This is a genomic window from Streptomyces sp. NPDC005181 (assembly GCF_040608395.1).
GTDB lineage: Bacteria > Actinomycetota > Actinomycetes > Streptomycetales > Streptomycetaceae > Streptomyces.
The window spans coordinates 155751-173585 of the sequence record NZ_JBEXID010000003.1 but is presented as its reverse complement, the minus strand read 5'-3'; the positions used below and the strand labels follow the sequence as shown (position 1 = coordinate 173585).

General features: G+C 71.6%; 14 protein-coding genes and 1 pseudogene. 14 read left to right on the top strand and 1 reads right to left on the bottom strand.

Features of this window, described 5'->3' with window-relative positions:
* Position 1: 1 nt before the first annotated feature.
* The 9 genes and pseudogenes from ABZV38_RS03800 to ABZV38_RS03760 all read left to right on the top strand — a co-directional run bounded on the left by ABZV38_RS03800 (position 2) and on the right by ABZV38_RS03760 (position 8843).
* Entirely contained in the window at positions 2–586 is a 585-nt protein-coding gene (locus tag ABZV38_RS03800; protein WP_356324197.1) for a sigma-70 family RNA polymerase sigma factor, read from the top strand.
* 14 nt (positions 587–600) lie between these two features.
* Positions 601–1356 (top strand): anti-sigma factor, encoded by a 756-nt coding sequence (locus ABZV38_RS03795; RefSeq protein ID WP_356324282.1) that lies wholly within the window; start codon positions 601–603, stop codon positions 1354–1356.
* 13 nt (positions 1357–1369) lie between these two features.
* Entirely contained in the window at positions 1370–2734 is a 1365-nt protein-coding gene (locus ABZV38_RS03790) for a deoxyribodipyrimidine photo-lyase (protein WP_356324195.1), read from the top strand.
* A 427-nt stretch (positions 2735–3161) separates the two neighbouring features.
* Positions 3162–4697, top strand: coding sequence for a molybdopterin-dependent oxidoreductase (locus ABZV38_RS03785; RefSeq protein WP_356324280.1), 1536 nt, complete (start codon positions 3162–3164; stop codon positions 4695–4697).
* A gap of 83 nt (positions 4698–4780) precedes the next feature.
* Positions 4781–5425 carry a fasciclin domain-containing protein gene (locus ABZV38_RS03780; RefSeq protein ID WP_356324193.1) on the top strand — a complete coding sequence of 215 codons (645 nt, stop codon included), beginning with the start codon at positions 4781–4783 and terminating at the stop codon, positions 5423–5425.
* A gap of 188 nt (positions 5426–5613) precedes the next feature.
* The gene (locus ABZV38_RS03775; protein ID WP_356324191.1) at positions 5614–6132 is read left to right on the top strand and encodes a hypothetical protein; all 519 of its coding nucleotides are present in this window, start codon (positions 5614–5616) and stop codon (positions 6130–6132) included.
* Between the two features lie 43 nt (positions 6133–6175).
* Complete coding sequence (locus ABZV38_RS03770; RefSeq protein ID WP_356324189.1) at positions 6176–7729, top strand: amino acid permease; 1554 nt, start codon at positions 6176–6178, stop codon at positions 7727–7729.
* Positions 7699–8295: pseudogene (locus tag ABZV38_RS03765) on the top strand (ADP-ribosylglycohydrolase family protein); the annotation flags it as partial. The gene ABZV38_RS03770 and the pseudogene ABZV38_RS03765, both read left to right, overlap by 31 nt.
* A 110-nt stretch (positions 8296–8405) precedes the next feature.
* Positions 8406–8843 carry an SPW repeat protein gene (locus ABZV38_RS03760; protein ID WP_356324187.1) on the top strand — a complete coding sequence of 146 codons (438 nt, stop codon included), beginning with the start codon at positions 8406–8408 and terminating at the stop codon, positions 8841–8843.
* Positions 8844–9000: 157 nt separating this feature from the next.
* On the opposite strand, the gene ABZV38_RS03755 is transcribed toward ABZV38_RS03760, so the two are convergent.
* Positions 9001–9633, bottom strand: coding sequence for a helix-turn-helix domain-containing protein (locus tag ABZV38_RS03755; RefSeq protein WP_356324185.1), 633 nt, complete (start codon positions 9631–9633; stop codon positions 9001–9003).
* Positions 9634–9833: 200 nt separating this feature from the next.
* Here ABZV38_RS03755 and ABZV38_RS03750 point away from each other — a divergent pair, with 200 nt between their 5' ends.
* The 5 genes from ABZV38_RS03750 to ABZV38_RS03730 all read left to right on the top strand — a co-directional run bounded on the left by ABZV38_RS03750 (position 9834) and on the right by ABZV38_RS03730 (position 17764).
* The gene (locus ABZV38_RS03750) at positions 9834–10652 is read left to right on the top strand and encodes an urea amidolyase associated protein UAAP1 (RefSeq protein ID WP_356324183.1); all 819 of its coding nucleotides are present in this window, start codon (positions 9834–9836) and stop codon (positions 10650–10652) included.
* Positions 10649–11284, top strand: coding sequence for an urea amidolyase associated protein UAAP2 (locus ABZV38_RS03745; RefSeq protein ID WP_356324181.1), 636 nt, complete (start codon positions 10649–10651; stop codon positions 11282–11284). The genes ABZV38_RS03750 and ABZV38_RS03745 overlap by 4 nt, the downstream gene beginning before the upstream one ends.
* Positions 11281–14805: an urea carboxylase gene (gene uca, locus ABZV38_RS03740; protein WP_356324179.1), complete on the top strand. Its 3525-nt coding sequence runs from the start codon at positions 11281–11283 to the stop codon at positions 14803–14805. The genes ABZV38_RS03745 and uca overlap by 4 nt, the downstream gene beginning before the upstream one ends.
* 9 nt (positions 14806–14814) lie before the next feature.
* Complete coding sequence (atzF, locus tag ABZV38_RS03735) at positions 14815–16461, top strand: allophanate hydrolase (protein WP_356324177.1); 1647 nt, start codon at positions 14815–14817, stop codon at positions 16459–16461.
* Positions 16462–16660: 199 nt separating this feature from the next.
* Positions 16661–17764: an LLM class flavin-dependent oxidoreductase gene (locus ABZV38_RS03730; protein ID WP_356324175.1), complete on the top strand. Its 1104-nt coding sequence runs from the start codon at positions 16661–16663 to the stop codon at positions 17762–17764.
* The last annotated feature ends 71 nt before the right edge of the window (positions 17765–17835 follow it).

The window sequence follows — 17835 nt, the reverse complement described above, 5'->3', positions numbered from 1 at the left end:
CGTGAAAGAAGCCGTGCACATCAGCGGAGCACCATCGGCGGGGCCCGATCTCCAGGAGCTCCTGGGGCTGGTGGCCCGGGGCGACCAGGATGCGTTCGCCAGGGTGTACGACGCGGTCTGCGGCCCGGTCCTCGGTCTCGTACGAAGTGTGCTGCGCGACCCCGCGCAGTCGGAGGAGGTGGCGCAGGAAGTGCTGGTCGAGGTGTGGCGGACCGCCCCGCGCTTCCAGGCTTCCCGCGGCAGCGCCATGAACTGGGTACTGACACTGGCCCATCACCGGGCGGTGGACCGGGTGCGCTCCGTCGAGGCGACGACGGCCCGGGAGCACCGGGCGGCGCTGCTGGACCGCACGCCGGAGTTCGACGAGGTCACCGAGCAGGTCGAGAGCCGACTGGAGCGGGAGCAGGTACGCCGCTGTATGCGGACCCTGTCCGAGCTGCAACGGCAGTCCGTCACGCTGGCCTACTACCGCGGTCTGACCTACCGCGAAGTGGCGGAACTCCTCTCCGTACCGATCGGGACGATCAAGACACGACTGCGCGACGGGCTGATCCGGCTGCGCGACTGCCTCGGGGTGAGCGCATGAGCAAGGTGGATCGCGTGAGCGGGGCCGAACTGCACACGCTGACCGGGGCGTACGCCCTGCACGCGCTGCCGGACGCGGAGCGTGGGGAGTTCGAACGCCATCTCGGCGACTGCGAGGCCTGCGCCGTGGAGGTGCGGGAGCTGTCCGAGACCGCCACCCGGCTCGGGCTCGCGGTGACCGCGGCCCCGCCGCGCGAGCTGCGCGACCGGGTGCTGCGGGAGATCACGGCCGTGCGGCAGGAATCCCCGTCGCACGGGCGGCGCTCCCGCTCGGCCCCCTCTGCCCAGCGGGCCGGCCGCTGGCCGAAGTTCGCACTCGCCGCGGCTCTGGCCGCTGCTGCCGGGTTCGGCGGTATCGCGGTGTGGCAGAACCAGGTCGCCCGCGACGCACAGCAGGAGACGCACCGGGCGCAGCAGCAGAGTGAGCAGGTGGCGCAGGTCCTCGCGGCACCGGACGCCACGACGAAGTCCGGCGCGCTGAAGGGTGGGGCGAAAGGCACGGTCGTGGTCTCGCAGAGCGAGAACCGGGCCGTTTTCGTGACCTCGGGGATGGCGCCGCCTCCCAGCGGCAAGGTGTACCAGTTGTGGTTCGACGACGGCGGGACCATGCGGTCCGCGGGGCTGATGAACCGGGCGGCGACGAGCAGCACGGTGCTGCTGGACGGTCCGGTCGACGGGGCGTCGGGCATAGGGATCACCGTCGAGCCGGCCGGCGGCTCCGCGCAGCCGACGTCCGCGCCGCTGGCACTGCTGACCTTCCCGACCGTATGAGGGGCCCCCTGCCATGACCGTCTCGGTGGCGCTGTTCACCTCCGATCTGCGGCTGCACGACAACCCCGTCCTGTCCGCGGCGGTGCGCGAGACGGATGCCGTCGTCCCCCTCTTCGTCGAGGACTACGGCATCCGCCGGGCCGGCTTCGACGCGCCGAACCGGCGGGCGTTCCTCGCCGACTGCCTCGCCGGTCTCGACGCGGGGCTGCGCCGCCGCGGCGGCCGGCTCGTCGTCCGCCGCGGCGACGTGGTCGCCGAGGCCTGCGCCGTGGTCGCGGAAACGGGTGCGCGGAGTCTGCACATCGCCGCCGGGGTGAGCGGGTACGCGCGGAAACGCGAGGACCGTCTGCGTACGGCTCTCGGGGCTGCCGGCTGCACCCTGCACGTCCATGACGCAGTGGTCACCGCGCTCGCCCCGGGCCGGGTCGTCCCGGCGGGGCGTGACCATTTCGCGGTGTTCACCCCGTACTTCCGCCGCTGGGAGGCGGCCGGGGTACGGGGCACACTGACCGATCCCCGGACGGTACGGGTGCCGGACACCACGCCGTCCGCACCGCTGCCTGCGCGAGCGGAGGTCACGGGCGTCTCACCGGGTCTCGCCGAGGGCGGCGAGACGGCAGGGCGCAGACTGCTGGCCTCCTGGCTGCACGGCCCGATGGCCGACTACGGGACCGGCCACGACGACCTCGGCGGGGACGCGACGTCCCGGCTGTCGCCGTATCTGCACTTCGGCTGCCTCTCCGCGGCCGAACTGGTGAACCGGGCACGGGAGAAGGGCGGACCGGGCGCCGACGCGTTCGTACGGCAGCTGGCCTGGCGGGACTTCCACCACCAGGTCCTCGCCGCCCGGCCGGACGCGGCATGGGCCGACTACCGTCCGCGGGGCGACCGGTGGCGGTCCGCTCCCGACGAGATCGAGGCGTGGCGTGCCGGACTCACCGGCTATCCGCTGGTCGACGCGGCGATGCGACAGCTGGCGCACGAGGGCTGGATGCACAATCGGGGCCGGATGCTGGTCGCGAGCTTTCTCACGAAGACGCTGTACGTGGACTGGCGCGTCGGCGCCCGTCACTTCCTGGATCTCCTCGTCGACGGGGATCTGGCGAACAATCAGCTCAACTGGCAGTGGGTGGCGGGCACCGGCACGGACACCCGCCCCAACCGGGTGCTCAATCCGGTGGTCCAGGGCAAGCGGTTCGATCCGCAGGGCGCCTACGTACGGCGCTGGGTGCCGGAGCTGGCAAGCCTGGAGGGCGCTGCGGTCCACGAGCCGTGGAAGCTCACCGGCCCGGAACGGGCGCGGCTCGGCTATCCGGATCCGGTGGTGGACCTGGCCGAGTCACGCGCCCGTTTCGAACGGGCGCGCGGCCTCGACTGACGGCCGACTGCCGACTGCCGACTGCCGACTGCCGACTGCCGACTGCTCAGCGCTTCCTCGGCGGCCGCGGGAAGAACCCGCTGATCCGGGCGGTGTACTCGGCATGGCCCGGCCGCCCCGAGCCGACGCGGTGCATACGTCCGTGCGTCGTACAGCGTCACTTCGTGCGCCCGACCGAGCACATAGGCGGCGGTCGGTCCCGCCACCCCGCTGCCCAACACGGCTGTCCGCCGCCGTGATTCGCAGCCGGGCCGTGAGGGATTGGCCGATGACCGTTTCTGATCCGATCGCGCCGCGGACCAATCCGCAGGCCGTCCGGTGACGAACCCCAGATGTGAGCGAAGAACAGATCGATGTGCAGGAGCACGGGGCCACCGGGTCCCGGCGGTCCCGCTGGGCACGTGGCGGTTTCGCCGGGCTCAGCGGTCTGATCGCCGGGTTCTGCGCCCTGGCCGTGGCCGAACTGGCCTCGGCTGTCGTACGTCCGGAGGCGGGTCCGGTCGCGGCGGTGGGCGGAGCGGTCATCGACCGCACTCCCCCGGCCGTGAAGGACTTCGCCGTACGGCACTTCGGCACCGCCGACAAACTGGTGCTCCAACTGGGCATCCTGGCGCTGCTGGCGGTATTCGCCGTGGCGGTCGGGATCCTGGCGTTGCGGCACCGGCTGCTCGGCTCGGCGGCCGTTCTGGTCTTCGGCGTGGTCGGGGCGGTGGCGGCGGTGGGACGGCCGGAAGGCAGCCCCTCCGATGCCCTGCCCTCGGTGGTGGGTGCCGTAGTAGCCGCAGGAGTGCTGTACTTCCTGGTCGGACGGCTCGGCCCGGTGCTCCGTCCCTCTCCCGCGACCGGAGTGAGGGACGGGCAGGGGGACGGCACCTTCGACCGGCGCGGTTTCGTGATCGCGGCGACCGCTGCGGCGGCGGCCTCGGCCGGTGCGGGGTTCCTGGGACGGCGGCTGACGTCCTCCGTACAGGCCGGTGCCGCCGCCTCACGGCATGATCTGGTCCTCCCGGTACCCGAGTCGCCGGCGCCCGCCGTACCGCCCGGGGCTGATCTGCGGATTCGCGGGCTGAGCTCGTTCATCACCCCGAACAAGAGCTTCTACCGGGTGGACACCGCCCTGGTCGTGCCGCGCATCGACGCCGATTCGTGGCGGCTGCGGATCCACGGCAAGGGAGTCGCCCGCCCTCTCACGGTCAGCTTCCAGGACCTGCTGGGGCGGGAGATCATCGAGCGCGACATCACCCTGGCATGCGTCTCCAACGAGGTCGGCGGCCCGTACGTGGGCAATGCCCGGTGGATCGGTGTGCGGCTGGCCGACCTGCTGCGCGAGGCCGGGGTGAAACCGCCTTCGCGGGGTGGTCCCGCCGACCAGATCGTGGCGCGCTCCGTCGACGGTATGACGATCGGCACGCCGGTCGAGCCGGTCATGGACGGGCGCGACGCGATCCTCGCCCTCGGCATGAACGGCGAACCCCTGCCGTTCGCGCATGGCTTCCCGGTCCGCATGGTGGTGCCGGGACTGTACGGGTACGTCTCGGCCTGTAAGTGGATCAAGGACATCGAGCTGACGACGTTCGCCTCGTACGACGCCTACTGGGTCAGGCGCAACTGGTCCCAGCAGGCGCCGGTCAAGACGGAGTCCCGGATCGACACACCCCGTCCGTTCGCCTCGCCGAAGCCCGGCATCGTGCCCGTCGCCGGGGTGGCCTGGGCCCAGCACCGGGGGATCTCCCGGGTGGAGGTCCGAGTCGACGGCGGCGCGTGGCATCCGGCCCGGCTCGCGGCACAGGACAACCGGGACACCTGGCGCCAGTGGGTGTGGGAGTGGCCGGCCGCCTCCGGCCATCACACGCTGGAGGTCCGTGCGACCGACGGGACCGGGGCCACCCAGACCGGCGAACGCGTCGGCACCGTCCCGGACGGTGCGACCGGCTGGCACTCGGTGGTGGTCGACGTGTCCTGACCCGAACACCCCCCACACGCACCTTCGTTCCTTCGTTCTCAACCCTTTCGCGCGCCTCGCGCATCTCGCTTCAGGAGAATCACATGACCCCCTTGCACCTTCGCCGTGCCGCCGTTGCCTTCTCCGCCGCCGCGCTGCTGCCGCTGGCCCTGACAGCCTGCTCCAGCGACTCCAAGGACTCCTCGTCCGGCTCCGACGCAAGCGCGGCCAAGACATCGCCGGCGCCCGCGGCGAGCGCGTCGATGGATATGAACGAGCCGTTCGGAACGGCCTGTTCGTCCGTGCCGAAGAACGGTGCGGGCAGCTTCGCGGGTATGGCGAAGGATCCCGTCGCCACGGCAGCCTCGCACAACCCGGCGCTCTCCACCCTGGTCACCGCGGTGAAGAAGGCCGGCCTCGTCGACACCCTGAACAACGCGCAGAACGTCACCGTGTTCGCGCCGACCAATGACGCGTTCGCGAAGATCCCGCAGGCCGACCTGGACAAGCTGCTGGCGGACAAGGAGCAGCTCACCAAGGTCCTTACGTATCACGTGGTGGGTCGGAAGCTGGCGCCGCAGCAGTTGGACAAGGGCTCCTTCGCCACGCTGGCCGAGAGCGAGCTGACGACCTCCGGCACGGACATGGCGTACACGGTGAACGACACCTCGAAGGTCGTCTGCGGCAATGTCCCGACCGCCAACGCCACGGTGTACATCGTCGACACCGTCCTGATGCCCCCGCAGTAGCGTCACAGGGACACCACCGGCCGGCCGGGGCTGCGTCACCGCCCCGGCCGGTCTCTGCCGTGCGCGACCGCAGTGAGCACTTCGGCGCCGCACGGACACGGCCGTGTCATTCAGCGGAAACGGGCTCTCCCTAATTTCTGTCATCCGACAGGAATGCGGCTCCGGCCGCTGCGCCGCAAGGGGCCGCCATGTCCGCGAAGCCGCACGCCCTCCCACCGTCCGTCCCCGAACTGACCGGTGTCTGGCACCCTTCGCTGCTCGTCGGTGCGGACGGACGCCGGGACACCACCACCGCTGTGACCTGGGTGCAGGGCCCCGCCCGGTACGCGGATCTGCGGCAGCCCGCGAACCACCCCCGCCACCGCGGCGTCACCTCCCTGTGCGGCCTCCGCTTCGACGAGCTGCTCGCACTCACCCGCCAGGAGGCCTTCGCGGGGCGGCTGCGGCAGCGCTCCGCCGTGTTCCACTGGGCCCGCGCCCTCGACTTCGGGCCCGTCGGGCTCCCGGATGCCGGGCGGCTGCGCCGCGAGGGCGCCGTGCTCGTCGCGCGTCCCGGTGTCGTCGCCGGAGAACACCTCTACGCGCAGACCGTCCAGACCTTCCGCTATCTCGGGCGGCGGCTGGCCGACGGCGAGACAGCCCTGCCCGCGGGCGCCCTGCCCCTCTCCTCGTTCGGCCAGGAAGCACGCCACGCCCCTCGTTCCTGAACGCCCTCCTTTCCCCTCCCCGTCCCTGAGAGCAGGTGCTGCCATGTCCGTCACCGCCCCCACCGACGTACTCCCCGATCCGCCCGTACCCACGGGATCCGGCTCTCCCCTGCAGGAGTTCGGCTACCGCCAGGAGCTCCACCGCAGCCTCGGCCGCTACGCGTCGTTCGCCGCGGGCTTCTCCTTCATCTCGGTCCTGACGACGGTCTTCCAGTTCTTCGCCGTCGGCTACTCCTTCGGCGGCCCGGTCTTCTTCTGGGCCTGGCCCGCGGTGCTGATCGGCCAGTTGCTGGTCGCCGCCTGTTTCGCCGAACTCGCCGCCCGCTACCCGATATCCGGTGCGATCTATCAGTGGTCGTCGCGGCTGTCCAATCTGACCTTCGGCTGGTTCGCGGGCTGGATCATGGTCATCGGCCAGATCGTGGTGGTCGCCGCGGCCGCGCTGGCCCTGCAGATGGTGATGCCGCCCATCTGGTCGGGGTTCCAGCTGATCGGCGGCGACCCCGCGCCGCTGTCCCCGACGGGTGCCACGAACGCGGCGCTGCTCGGCACCGTCCTGCTGGTCCTCACCACGCTGGTGAACATCGTCGACAACCGCGTGATGTCGGTCATCAACCGGGTGGGTGTCACCGCCGAGATCATCGGCGCCGTCCTGATCGTCGTGCTGCTCCTCACCCACTCGGAACGCACCCCGTCCGTCACCTTCCACACCGGTGGCGCCGGGACGGGGGTGTTCGGCGCACTGCTGGTGGGTTCGTTCACGGCCGCGTACGTCATGATCGGCTTCGACAGCGCGGGCGAGATGAGCGAGGAGACCCGCGACCCGCGCCGTACCGCACCGCGCACCATCCTCTCCGCTCTGGGCGCGGCCGGTCTGCTGGGCGGGCTGCTGGTGCTCGGTGGGCTGCTGGCGGCGCCCAGCCTGACCGACGGTCATCTCGCGGTCGACGGGATGAGCTACGTGCTGACGAGCAGTCTCGGCGACGGAGTCGGCCGGGTGCTGCTGGTGGACGTGGTGATCGCCATCGCCGTGGCGACCCTCGCCGTGCAGACGGCGGCGTGCCGCATGCTGTTCTCGATGGCCCGGGACGGCCAACTGCCGTGCTCCGGCCTGCTGTCGAGGGTCAACGCGCGCACCGGGATGCCGACCGCCCCGGCCGTGGTCGTGGGCGTGCTCTCGGCGGTCCTGCTGCTGCTCAACTTCGCGTCGCCCGATGCGTTCCTGGCCATCGGCACCACCTGCATCGTGATGTTGTACCTGGCGTACTCGATGGTGACGGGTCCGCTGCTGGTCCGCCGGCTGCGCGGTACGTTCGCCGCGCGGACGGACGCCGTGGACGAGACGGGCCGGCCGCTGTTCTCCCTGGGCCGCTGGGGCATTGCCGTCAACGCGCTCGCGCTGCTGTACGGGCTGGTGATGACCGTCAATCTGGCCTGGCCGCGGGCCGCGGTGTACGACCCTGCGGGCGGGCACTGGTACTTCCAGTGGTTCACGGTCCTGTTCCTGACCGCGACGGTCCTGGTCGGCGCGGCATATCGGGCGTACCGGAGCAGGCGGGTCTCCCTAACGGGCGTGCGGCGGGCAACGGTTCGCTGATGCGGGCGGCGACCTCTGCCGTGTACTTCGCGAGAGCCGGCGGCCCGGAGCCGGCGGCGCGGGCAGCAATGATGGACCCCGCCCGCCGGATCGCGGCGCTGACGCACGGCGACCGAGCCGCCTGGGAAGGCACCGCCGTCCTCCATGACCTGATCCGGGTGGCACTGAACGGCGACGACCCGCTCACCGCTGTCCCTGGCGCCCTGGCCGCCGTACACGACGCCCAGCGCGAACGCTGGGCGACCGTCCTGGCGCCCGGCTGGCACCCCGGCCTGGCGACGGAGTTCAACGGGGCGGTGTGGCCGTGCCTGGGCACCGCTGTCTGGGCGCTGCGTACGACACGTACCTTCGAGGCCGCTCTGGCGGTCGCCATCGACGTGGGCGGGGACACCGACACGGTCGCGGCCGTCACCGGCGGCCTGGCCGGGGCGGTGTACGGGAGGAGGGCGATCCCTTCGCGCTGGACGGAGCCGCTGCATGTCCCGCTGCCGGGGGCCGGGGGCCGGGTCCTGCGAACGGCCCAGCTGACGGCCCTCGCCCGCCGCCTGGATTCGCAGAGCTCATAGGGTGCGAAACATGCACATAAGGCCCAGATAAGCGCAGAATGGTGTGAGGAGGCGCCTACCGCACTTCACCCTCCGCGGTCGGGCCTGCAGGATCGAAGGAGACGACTCTCATGTCCAACGTCTCACACACCCGCGCTGACATAACCAGTCACCCGGATGTTTCCGAAATGCGGGAACGCTATGCCCGCATGCTCGGCGGTCGCGATGTGGCACTCGTGGACGGACCGGTGTTCCTCGTCGGCCTCTACTGCGCCGTCTCGCCCTGGGTACTCCACTTCACCGCAAGTCAGCCCACACTCGTGCAGCACAACCTGATCATGGGGATCGCGATCGCGGTTCTGGGACTCGGGTTCACCGTGATGCCGGCCCGGATGTACGGCCTCAGCTGGGCCATCTGCGCCATAGGCATCTGGATGATCGTGTCGCCGTGGATCGTCGGCAGCAGCCCCGACATGGGCGTCATTCTCAACAACGTCATCATCGGCGGTCTGGCCCTGCTGCTCGGCCTGGTCTGCGTCGGCGCCTCGATGAAGAGCGATCGGACCTAGCACATGCCCGGCGGATGACCGCCGGGACGAACGGAGGACGGAAGGCCGTCGGCCGGTCCGCACCGAGCGGGCCGGCCGAGGCATGCCCCCGCCCGCGCCGCGCGTGCCGATCGGCTCAGGCATGGTCCGGCCCCGAACACGCATGGCCCCCGGCCGATCAGCCGGGCTCCGCCCCCACAATTCTCAACGCCGCATCCGCCGTCGCCGCCGCGAACGCGGCCACCGGCCGTTCCGGCCCCGAGCGGCGGACCAGGATCACGCCCTCGATCAGCCCGAAGACCAGATCGGTCCGGAGCGCCAGCTCCCCCTCGTCCAGCGCCGCCCCTGCCCGGGTCGCCGCCAGCAGCGCCCCGTACGCCTCCTTCAGCTCGGCCCGCACCCGGTGGAAGCCGGCGAACCGCTCGGCCCGCACCTCGGGCAGTACATACAGGGCGCCCAGGTTGTACGGCCCGCCGCACAGCAGTGCCACGTCGGAGCGGCAGAGCTCCCACAGCCGGTCCTCGGCGGACGTCGCCTCGTCGGCGAGCAGCTTCCCGGCCAGCGCCAGCGACGGAGTGACCGTGGATTCCAGGAGCTCCGCGAGAAGGTCCTCCTTGCCCGCGACGTAGTGGTACATCGTCGCCTGCCGCATGCCGGCCCGTTCCGCGACGGCTCGGGTGGTGGTCGCGGCGTATCCGTGGGTGGTGAACAGTTCGGCGGCGGCCGTCAGCAGTTCTTCGCGCGCGGACAGCCCGCTGTCCGCGCGCTGCTGGGCGCGCGGCCGGCCGACCCGTCTCCCGGTGGTGGACACGGGCCGATCGTCGCACATCCGCGCCTGCCCCGATCTTGGTGAGCCCTCGGTAACTCCCGCGCAACGGACGGGCAATGGCCCCGACTTGCCCGCGCCCTAATTTCTGTCGCACGACAGAAATGCGTGACGGACATGCACCGCAGAGGTGCGCGACAGCAGTGCGCGATCGACACAGGCACGTCGAGCCGGAGGGTCCAGACATGGCGACAGCGACGACACACGGAGCCCGGGACCACGCCCGCGCCCAGCACGGCACCCGTACCGAAACCATGCCGGTGGTGCCCGCGAGCGACTGGCCCGCGGCCGTCCCCGGCACGGCCGTCTGGGCGGAAACCGTGGCAGGGGGCAACTACACCCACCGGGTGCTCGCCCGCGGCACCGAGCTCCGGCTCACCGATCTCGCGGGCGACGCCTGCGCCCATCTGCTGCTGCACGTGGACGGGCGGCCCTGGGAGCGGCTCAACACCGCGGACACGGTCAAGGTCCAGTGGAACGCCTACCTCGGCGCGGACCGGCTGCTCCTCTCCGACCAGGGGCGGGTTCTCGCCTCGGTGGTCGCCGACAGCTCGGGCCGGCACGACGCCCTGTGCGGCACGTCGACCCTCGTGCGCAACACCGAGCGGTACGGGGACGGCACCCCGCAGTCGCCGACCCCGGCCGGCCGGGAGCTGCTGAAGCTGGCCGCAGCGAAGAACGGTCTCGGGCCGCGCGACCTGCCGCCGTCGCTCTCCTTCTTCCAGGGCGTCGAGGTACGTGAGGACGGCGCCCTGGACTTCACCGGCTCCGCCGGACCCGGCGCGTCGGTCACGCTCCGCGCCGAGCAGGACCTGACCGTGCTCATCGCCAACGTCCCGCATCCGCTCGACCCGCGCCCCGACTACGTCTGCACCCCGCTCGAGGTGCTGGCCCGGCGCGCCCGCCCGACTGCGCCCGGGGACCCGCTCTGGGGCGCCACGCCGGAGGGCCGTCGGGCCTTCCTCAACACGCTCGACTTCCTCACTGCCAGGGGGCTCGCATGACCGTCGCCACCGCTGTCACCAGCACCGTCCGCAGCTCGGACGTGATCCCCGCGCGGGCCGCCTGGTCCGCCGTCGTCCGCGCCGGCGAACAGCTCACGCTGACCGATCTGCACGGCAACCAGGCCGTCGACTTCCTCGTGTACGACGCCCAGGACACCGCCGTCCGCTACAGCGCCCCGGACACCGTCCACGCGCAGGGCAGCATCTTCCTCACCACCGGCAGCGTGCTGCTGTCCAACGAGCACACCCCGCTGATGACGGTCACCGAGGACACCTGCGGCCGCCACGACACGGTCGGCGGCGCATGCTCCAAGGAGTCCAACACCCTGCGCTACGGGCACCACACCTGGTCGCAGCACGCCTGCGTGGACAACTTCCTCGCGGAAGGCGCCCGGCACGGGCTCGGCAAGCGCGATCTGGTCTCCAACATCAACTGGTACATGAACGTCCCCGTGGAGAAGGACGGCACGCTCGGCATCGTCGACGGCATCTCCGCCCCCGGTCTGCGGGTCACCCTGCGCGCCGAACGGGACGTCCTGGTCCTGGTCTCCAACTGTCCCCAGATCAACAACCCCTGCAACGGCTTCGACCCGACGGCCGTCGAAGCCGGCATCAGCGAGGCCACCGCATGACGCATTTCGACACACTGCTGGTGGCCAACCGGGGCGAGATCGCGGTACGGATCATCCGCACCGCCCGCCGCCTCGGTCTCCGTACGGTCGCGGTCTTCTCCGACCCCGACCGCTCAGCGCCCCATGTCCGGCTCGCCGACACGGCGGTACGGCTGGGGCCTGCGCCCGCCAAGGAGTCGTACCTCGACGCCGACCTGGTCCTGAAGGCTGCCAAGGACACCGGGGCCGGGGCCATCCACCCCGGATACGGCTTCCTCTCCGAGGACGCCGGATTCGCCCGGCGCTGCGAGGACGCGGGGATCGTCTTCGTCGGCCCGACCGCCGAGCAGCTGGAGCTGTTCGGCGCGAAGCACACCGCTCGCGCCGCCGCCGAGGCCGCGGGCGTGCCGCTCGCCCCGGGCGCCGGGCTGCTCCCCGATCTGCCGTCGGCGCTGGCGGCGGCGGACCGCATCGGCTATCCGGTGATGCTCAAGGCGACCGGCGGTGGCGGCGGTATCGGCATGTCGGCCTGTCGATCCGTCGACGAACTCGCCGATGCCTGGGAGCGGGTGCAGCGGGTAGCCGCCGCGTCCTTCTCCTCCGCCGGTGTCTTCCTCGAACGTCTCGTCGAGGACGCGCGCCATGTCGAGGTGCAGGTCTTCGGCGACGGCCGGGGCCGGGTGGTGACCTTCGGCGACCGCGACTGCTCGCTCCAGCGCCGCAACCAGAAGGTCCTGGAGGAGGCCCCGGCACCTGGGCTCCCGCCGCACATCCGTAAACAACTGACCGCGTCCGCCCAGGATCTGTGCGGGTCGGTCCGGTACCGCTCGGCGGGCACGGTGGAGTTCGTGTACGACGCGGCGCGCGCGGAGGCGTACTTCCTGGAGGTCAACACCCGCCTCCAGGTGGAACACCCGGTCACCGAGGAGATCTACGGCGTCGACCTCGTCGAGTGGATGCTGCGCCTCGCCCAGGGCGACACGGATGTCGTACGCGAACCGGATGCGCCGCGCGGCCATGCCGTCGAGGCCCGGGTCTACGCCGAGGACCCGACCCGCGACCACCGCCCCGGGGCCGGCCTGCTGACCCGGGTGGCGTTCCCCGAGGGAGTCCGTGTCGACACCTGGGTCGAGACGGGGACGGAGGTGACGACGTCGTACGACCCGATGCTGGCGAAGGTCGTCGCGTACGGAACCGACCGCGCCGAGGCCCTCGCGCGGCTGGACACGGCACTCGCCGCCACCCGGATCGACGGCATCGAGACCAACCTCGGCCTGGTACGGGCCGCTCTGGCCGACGACCGGGTCCGTACCGCCGCGCACTCCACGGCCACGCTCGCCACCGTCGCCGACCCGACCCCGCGCATCGAGGTGGTCTCCGGCGGCACCCTCACCACGGTGCAGGACTGGCCGGGCCGCACGGGCTACTGGCAGGTCGGCGTCCCGCCGTCGGGCCCGATGGACGACCTCTCGTTCCGGCTCGGCAACACCGCACTCGGCAATGACGCGGGCGCGCCCGGCCTCGAATGCACGCTCCAGGGGCCGACCCTGCGGTTCACCCACCGGACCACGGTCTGTGTCACGGGCGCACCCGCCCCCGTCACGGTCGACGGCGAACCGGTCGCCCTGTGGGAACCCTTCACCGTCCCGGCAGGCTCCACACTCTCGGTCGGCGCACCGGACGGCCACGGTCTGCGTACGTACGTCCTCTTCGCCGGCGGCGGCCTGGACGTGCCCGCCTTCCTGGGCAGCGCGGCGACCTTCACCCTCGGCGGCTTCGGCGGACACGGCGGCCGGTCCCTGCGCACGGGCGATGTCCTGCACGGCGGCGCGGTACGTGCCCCGAGCACCCCCGTACCGGGCGCCGACCGTCCGCACATCGGTGGCATCTGGCACATCGGCGCGGCCGAAGGCCCGCACGCCGCACCGGAGTTCTTCACCGAGGAGGACATCCACGACTTCTACGCCGCCGACTGGAAGGTCCACTTCAACTCGGCCCGCACCGGTGTCCGGCTGGTCGGCCCCAAACCGCGCTGGGCCCGCACCGACGGCGGCGAGGCCGGACTCCACCCCTCGAACATCCATGACACGCCGTACTCCGTGGGCGCCGTCGACTACACGGGCGACATGCCGGTGCTGCTCGGCCCCGACGGGCCGTCGCTGGGCGGCTTCGTCTGCCCGGCGACCGTGGTGACGGGCGAGCGCTGGAAGCTGGGCCAGCTGCGGCCCGGCGACACGGTCCGCTTCACACCGGTCACCATCACCGGCGAGCGACGCCCGGACATCGTCGACGGCGGCATCCTGTACCGGAGCGACGACGTCACGTACCGCCGCAGCGGCGACGACAATGTGCTGGTCGAGTACGGCCCGATGCAGCTGGATCTGGCCCTGCGGATGCGGGTGCACGCGCTGATGGAAGCGCTGACCGAGGCGGCCGTTCCGGGCATCACCGGCCTCACACCCGGTATCCGCTCACTCCAGATCCAGACGGATCCGGAACTCCTCCCCCAGCACCGGCTCCTGGACCTCCTCCACGCCACCGAGGCGGCGCTCCCGCCGGCGGACGCCCTGACCGTGCCGTCGCGGACCGTGCATCTGCCGCTGTCCTGGGACGATCCGGCGACCCGCGAGGCCATCGCCCGCTATATGACGGGGGTACGCGACGACGCCCCCTGGTGCCCGTGGAACATCGAGTTCATCCGCCGGGTCAACGGCCTGGACTCGGTCGACGACGTCTACCGCACGGTCTACGACGCCGAGTATCTGGTGCTGGGCCTCGGCGACGTCTATCTGGGCGCACCGGTCGCCACCCCGCTCGACCCCCGGCACCGTCTGGTCACCACCAAGTACAACCCGGCCCGCACCTGGACAGCGGAGAACTCGGTCGGTATCGGAGGCGCCTATCTCTGCATCTACGGGATGGAGGGGCCGGGCGGCTACCAGTTCGTCGGGCGCACCACCCAGGTGTGGTCGGGGTGGCAGCAGCGCGGCGCGTTCGAGCCCGGCTCACCGTGGCTGCTGAGGTTCTTCGACCGGATCAAGTGGTACCCGGTGGAGGCGGACGAACTCCTGGAGCTCCGCGCGGACATTGCGTCCGGCCGGTTCGTACCGCTGATCGAGGAGGGCGAGTTCTCCCTGGCGCGGTACGAGAAGTTCCTGGCCGAAAACGCCGGCTCGATCGCCGGGTTCCGCACCCGTCAGGGCGCCGCCTTCTCGGCGGAACGGGACGCCTGGGAGGCGGCCGGCGAGTTCGCGCGGGCGGAGGCCGCCACGGAACCGGCTCCACCGGCCGCCGAAGTGACGGTGCCGTCGGGCGGCCGGCTGGTGGAGGCCGAGTTCGCGGCGTCGGTCTGGCAGCTGAACGTCGCCGCGGGCGACACGGTGACGGCGGGTCAGCCTCTTCTCGCACTGGAGGCGATGAAGATGGAGTCCCGGGTCCACGCCCCGGCGGACGGCATCGTCGTGGAGATCCTCACCCGGCCGGGTGCCCAGGTGGAACCGGGCACGGCACTGCTGGTCCTGGCCCCGCCCCCCACGAACTGAGGAGCACACATGACCACGCCCACATCCGTCCTGGCCCGCGTCCGCGCCGCCCACGCCCGGATCGAGGCCGTCGACCGCCCGGAGATCTGGATCGACCTGCGCCCGCTCCCCGAGGTGGAGGCCGAGGCCAGAACCCTCGACGCCCGTGTGTCCGCGGGGGAACATCTCCCCCTCGCCGGCCGCTTGCTGGCCGTCAAGGGCAACATCGATGTCGCCGGCCTCCCCACCACCGCGGGCTGCCCGTCGTACGCGTACAAACCGACGGCCGACGCCCCGGCCGTGGCCCGCCTCCGCGCGGCCGGAGCCCTGGTGATCGGCACGACCAACCTCGACCAGTTCGCCACGGGGCTGGTCGGCACCCGCTCCCCGTACGGAGCGGTCCGCCACGCCCATGACCCGTCCCGCATCAGCGGAGGCTCCAGCTCCGGTTCCGCGGTCGCCGTCGCCCTCGGCATCGCCGACCTGTCGCTCGGCACGGACACCGCGGGGTCCGGCCGGATCCCGGCCGCGTTCAACGGGATCGTGGGCCTGAAGCCGACGCGCGGCCTGGTCCCGACCGATGGCGTGGTCCCGGCCTGCGCAAGCCTGGACTGCGTCACGCTCTTCGCCCGTACGCTCCCCGAGGCCGAACAGGCACTCGCCCTGATGACCACGACCGCGCCGCAGTCCGTTCCGGCCCGGGCACCGGGCCCCTGGCGGATCGCGGTCCCGTCCACCGGACAGCTGGGTGAGCTGGACCTGGGCTGGGCAGCGGCGTACGAGGCGGCGGCCGACCGCCTCCGTGCGGCGGGCGCGCACCTGCAACCGGTGGACCTGGCCCCCTTCCTCGAAGCCGCCGCCATGCTGTACGAGGGAGCATTCGTGGCCGAGCGCTACACGGCGGTCGGCGCATTCATCGACACCGCCCCCGCTGCCGACGATCTCGACCCCATCGTCGCCCGGATCATCACGGCGGCCCGGGACATCCCGGCACACCGTCTGTTCGCCGACCGGGACCGGCTGGCGGTCCTGCGCGAAGCCGCCATGACGGCACTCTCCGACGCCGACGCCCTCCTCCTGCCCACCGCACCGGGTCACCCCACGCTCGCTGAGGTGGCCGCGGACCCGCTGGGTGCCAACGCGCGGCTGGGCCGGTTCACCAACTCCACCAACCTGTTCGACCTGTGCGCGGTGGCCGCCCCCGCCGGCGACGTGAACGGACGGCCCTTCGGCGTCATGCTGATCGGCCCGGCCCACACGGACGAACGCCTGGCCCGCATCACCGCACTGCTGACCCCGCCCACCAGGATCGTCGTCGCGGGCGCCCATCTGACGGGCCAGCCCCTGAACCCCCAACTCCTGTCCCTGGGCGCCCGCTTGCTCCATACGACGAGCACGGCCCCCGTCTACCGCCTGCACGCCCTGCGCACCGACCCGCCCAAGCCCGGCCTGGAGCGGGTGGGCGAAGGCGGCGCCGCGATCGAGGTGGAGGTATGGCAACTGCCCCCCGAGGGCCTGGGCCGCCTCACGGCGAAGCTCCCGTCCCCCATGACCCTGGGCCGAGTGGAACTCTCGGACGGCACCACCGCTCCCGGCTTCCTGTGCGAGCCCCATGCCCTCCGCGACGCAACGGACATCACGGTGCACGGTGGCTGGCGCGCCTACCTCGACCGCTGACCGGAAGCATGGTTGACGCAGTACCGAACCGCCTGTTCCACTGAGCAGATGCGTCCTCAGCTGCGGCTGGTCACCCGCGACCACATCGACTTCGGTCGAGTGTGGTCGGCCTCGTGTCGTCCCTGACTGCTCATACGTCAGCGCGTCAGCACTGTGCGCCACCCGACCGGTTCACCGCAGCACGAGATGAGACTTTGCCATGCCCGTCGAGTTTCTCGGCATCGCAGCAACCCATGACGGATCCGAAGTGACGCCCCGCTCCGGGGCGTCCTTCGACAAGGAATACACACTCAAGCTGGCACGCGCGCACGAGGACTACGGCTGGGACCGGGTGCTCTTCGCCTACGGCTCGGGTTCCCCCGACCCGTCCCCCGCGGCCGCCTATGTCGCAGCGCGCACGGACACGCTGCAGATCCTGGTCGCGCACCGGCCCAACGTCTCGTATCCGACGTTCGCCGCGAAGACCTTCGCCACCCTGGACCGGATCAGTGACGGCCGCCTCGCCGTGCACTTCATCACCGGCGGCAACGATCACGAACAGCAGCGCGAGGGCGACTTCCTCACCAAGGACGAGCGGTACGCGCGCACCCACGAGGCCATCCAGATCATCAAGAAGGCCTGGACCTCGCACGAGCCGTTCGATCACGAGGGCACGCACTACCGCTTCAACGACTTCGTCAGCGATACCTTCCCCGTCCAACAGCCCCACCCGCGGATCTCGTTCGGCGGTTCCTCACCGGCGGCCTACGCAGCCGGCGGTGCCGAGGCCGACATCTACTGCCTGTGGGGCGAGCCTCTCGCCGAGACCGCCCAGCAGATCGCCACGGTCGAAGCGGCGGCGAAGGCAGCCGGACGCGTCGACGTCCCGAAGATCCAGGTCGCCTTCCGCCCGATCATCGCACCGACCGAAGAACTCGCCTGGGAGAAGGCCCACCGAACGCTCGACCGGATCAAGGCCCGCAAGGCGGGTGCTCCACTCAGCCGCCGCCACCCGCTCCAGAACCCGGAGAACGCGGGCTCCCGACGGCTGCTGGCCGTCGCCGACCGGGGTGAGCGTCACGACCGCGCACTGTGGACACCGACCGCGGCCGAAACCGGTGGCGCCGGCAACTCGACGGCTCTGGTGGGCACACCGGAGACGGTCGCGCAGGCGTTGCTGGACTACTACGACCTGGGTGTCGAAGTGCTGTCCGCCCGGGGCTACGACCTGCTCGACGATGCGATCGACTTCGGGCGTCAGGTGATCCCGATCGTCCGGGAGGAAGTCGCCAAGCGGGACGCCGCGCGCACGGACGCTCCGTAACCGGGGGCTCTGCTCCCGGACTCCGTCCTCGATCCCGGACGGGCTCGATCCACCCGGCACATCCCCACCCG